This is a genomic window from Rubellimicrobium rubrum, assembly GCF_006152115.1.
Lineage (GTDB): Bacteria > Pseudomonadota > Alphaproteobacteria > Rhodobacterales > Rhodobacteraceae > Rubellimicrobium > Rubellimicrobium rubrum.
This window is the reverse complement of sequence record NZ_VDFU01000076.1, coordinates 1-3,656: the sequence shown is the minus strand read 5'-3', so window position 1 is coordinate 3,656 and position 3,656 is coordinate 1. Positions and strand designations below refer to the sequence as shown.

The 3,656-nt window shown below is 66.8% G+C and carries 1 protein-coding gene; it reads left to right on the top strand.

Annotation, left to right across the window (positions count from 1 at the left end; translation table 11 throughout):
* A partial coding sequence (locus FHG66_RS21185) for a cadherin repeat domain-containing protein (RefSeq protein WP_139079129.1) occupies positions 1 to 3,656 on the top strand: 3,656 nt, incomplete at both ends.

Here is a 3,656-nt window from a genome sequence, read left to right as displayed (position 1 = left end):
CACCGCGACGGACAGCACTGGCAACGCCAGCCAGCAGACCCTGACCGTGACGGTCCTGGATCTCGACGACACCGGTCCGGTAATCAGTGGACCCTCGGGCGGAGCCGGCTCCGGGACAGCCGCGAAGGCGGTGAGCGAAGGCACGTTGGCCGTTCACAGCTTCACGGCGGACGAAGGCGTGACCTGGGCCATCGTGGGCGGTACCGATCAGGGTCGGTTCACGATCAACCCTGGCAGCGGTGAGCTTCGCTTCGTGTCCGGTCCGGACTTCGAGGCCCCTGTCGATGCGAACACCGACAACATCTACCTCGTGACGGTCCAAGCCACCGACGGCAACGGCAACAGCAGCCAGCAGCTCGTCACCATCACGGTGACCGATGTGGCCGAAGACGCCACGCCTCCGGCGATTACCGGCCCCTCGGGCGCAGCCGGGGACGCCACCTCGGCCAAGACCGTGGACGAAGGTCAGACCGCTGTCGCAACCTTCGCGACCAACGAGGTCGTCACCTGGTCCATCACCGGGGGCAGCGACCAGGGACGGTTCGCCATCAGCCCCTCGACGGGCGCCCTGACGTTCTTGGCCGCACCCAACTACGAGGCGCCTGCGGATGCGGACGGCAACAACATCTATCTGGTGGTCGTCACCGCGACCGACGGCTTCGGGAACGCCAGCCATCAGACCGTCACCATCACTGTGGCGGACCTGAACGAGGACGCGACGCCGCCAGCGATCTCTGGACCCTCGGGTGCTGCGGGCGACGCGGCTTCCGTGAAGGCGGTCCCGGAGGGCACGATTGCGGTCCACGCCTTCAGCGCAGGCGAGCCGGTGACTTGGGCCCTTGTCGGCGGCCACGACCAGGGTCGGTTCTCGATCAACCCGACGACGGGTGCGCTCACGTTTGTTGCCGCGCCCGACTACGAGCAGCCGACCGATGCCGACACGAACAACACCTATGTCCTGATCGTCGAGGCCACAGACGCCAACGGCAATGCCAGCCAGCAGGCGGTCACCATTACAGTGACCGACGTGGCTGAGGATACCACGCCGCCAGCGATCAACGGGCCCTCGGGCGCGGCTGGGGACGCCACCTCGATCAAGACGGTGAACGAAGGTCAGGCCTCGGTTGCGACCTTCACGGCCGATGAAGGGGTGACCTGGTCGCTGACCGGAGGACCGGACCAGAGCAGGTTCGCCATCGACCCCGCGACAGGTGCTCTGACCTTCGTCGCCGCACCGGATTACGAGGCGCCGGCCGACGCTGACATCAACAACACTTACGTTGTCGTCATCACGGCGACCGACGGCTTCGGGAACACCAGTCAGCAGACGCTGACAGTCACGGTGGCGGACGTGAACGAGGATGTGACCGCACCGCTCATCACCGGGCCCTCGGGCGAGGCCGGCGCGCTCTCCTCGGTCAAGTCCGTGAACGAGGGCACCACGGCGGTCGCGATGCTCAGCGCCAACGAGCCGGTCACCTGGTCCATCGTGGGCGGGGCGGACCAGAGCAAGTTCACGATCAACCCTGCGACGGGTGCGCTCACGTTTGCTGCCGCGCCCGACTACGAGCAGCCGACCGACTCCGATACCAACAACACTTATGTCGTGATCGTCGAGGCCACGGACGCCAACGGCAACACGAGCCAGCAGACGCTGACGGTGACGGTGCTCGACCTCGACGAGGCGGCTCCCCAGATCACCGGACCCTCGGGCGGAGCGGGCGCGGCCTCCTCGGCAAAGTCCGTGAACGAGGGCACCACGGCGGTTGCGACCTTCACCGCCAGCGAGGGCGTGACCTGGACGCTGACCGGCGGCGCGGACCAGGCCCGCTTCGCCATCGATCCCAGCACGGGCGCCCTGACATTCGTCACCGCGCCGGACTTCGATCAGCCTGACGACGCCGATATGGACAACAACTATGTCGTCGTACTCACCGCGACCGATGCCAATGGAAATACGAGCCAGCAGACGGTGACGGTGACGGTGCTCGACCTCGACGATACCGTTCCAGCGATCACCGGCCCTTCGGGCGGAGCGGGCGCGGCCACCTCGGCCACGACGGTAAGCGAGGGCACGACAGCGGTCGCCACCTTGACTGCCAGCGAGCCTGTGACCTGGACGATCGTGGGTGGTCCGGATCAGGCTCGCTTCGTGCTCGACCCCATAACGGGCGCCCTGACCTTTGGGATGGCTCCCGACTTTGAGGCGCCCACCGACAGCAACACGGACAACACCTACGGCCTTGAGGTCGAGGCCACGGACGCCAGTGGCAACTCCAGTCAGCAGACGATCATCATCACGGTGGCGGACGTCGATGAGGCTGGTCCGGCGATTACCGGACCGTCCGGCGGCCCTGGTGCCGCCACCTCGTCGGAGACAGTGAACGAAGGTCAGTCAGAGGTTGCGGCCTTCACCGCCAATGAGAGCGTGATCTGGTCCATCCTGGGCGGTCCCGATGCCGCGCGCTTCAGCCTGGATGCGAGCACAGGCGCGCTGACCTTTGTGGCGGCCCCGGACTTCGAGGCACCCGCCGACGCGAACAGGGACAACGCCTACGTCCTGATCATCGCGGCCACCGACACGAACGGCAACGTCAGTCAGCAGACCGTCACTATCACTGTCGGGGATCTGACCGAGGGCACGCCGCCTGTGGTCACCGGACCTGATGGAACGGCGCAGGAGCAATCCCAGCGCATTCCCGAGGGGCGGACCCTCGTAGCCACCTTCCACTCCGACGAGCCGGTGACCTGGTCCCTGGCCAGTGAGGGTGACGCGGGCGCGTTCCGGATCGACCCGGTCACCGGCGAGTTGCGCTTCCGGAGGGCGCCGGAGTTCGACACGCCCGCCGACATGGATGGGGACAACGTCTATCTCCTCACGGTGATCGCCATGGATGCCGAAGGCAACATGACCGAGATCGTATTCGCGGTGACGGTCGAGGACACCGTTGCGCCGCAGATCAGCGGTCCGTCGGGTCAGCCAGGGGCAGGACGGTCCGCCACCAGCGTGGACGAGGGCACCACGACGGTCGCCACCTTCACCGCCAATGAGACGGTCACCTGGTCCATCGCGGGCGGGGTGGATGCCACCCACTTTGGCATGGACCCCACCACGGGCGAGCTGCGCTTCGTAACAGCGCCCGACTTCGAGGATCCCAAGGACCAGGACGGCGACAACAGCTATGTCGTGCTCGTCACGGCCACCGACGCGAACGGCAATGTGAGCCAGCAGACTGTGACGGTGCGGGTGGCGAATGTCACCGACACGCCCTCGGAGCTCTTCGAGGATCGTCGCGACGAGGTGGAAGCCATCGTCCGAGACGTCGAAGAGAACCACCTGCGCGCAGCTGTGGCCGCCCAGCAGGACACGACCCGCTCGGCCCGTGACCGGTTCATCGAAGGCCAGCGCCTGCGCGAGCTCTGCCGCGACATCGACGACCCGAGCCAGCCGGTCACATCCGCTCTGCGGAACAACGACGAGTGCAGTCTGCTGGCCACACGCAACGACGTGGCGCTTGATGCGGATGGCACCTATGAAGTGGGCGAGGGCGGGATCAACGGAGCCGGCACCTTCTTCGGTCAGGCTGGCAGCTTCGACGGCACGCGGCGGCGGATTGTCGAGGGGACGTTCCAGCTCGTGGACGATGGCGAGGGGG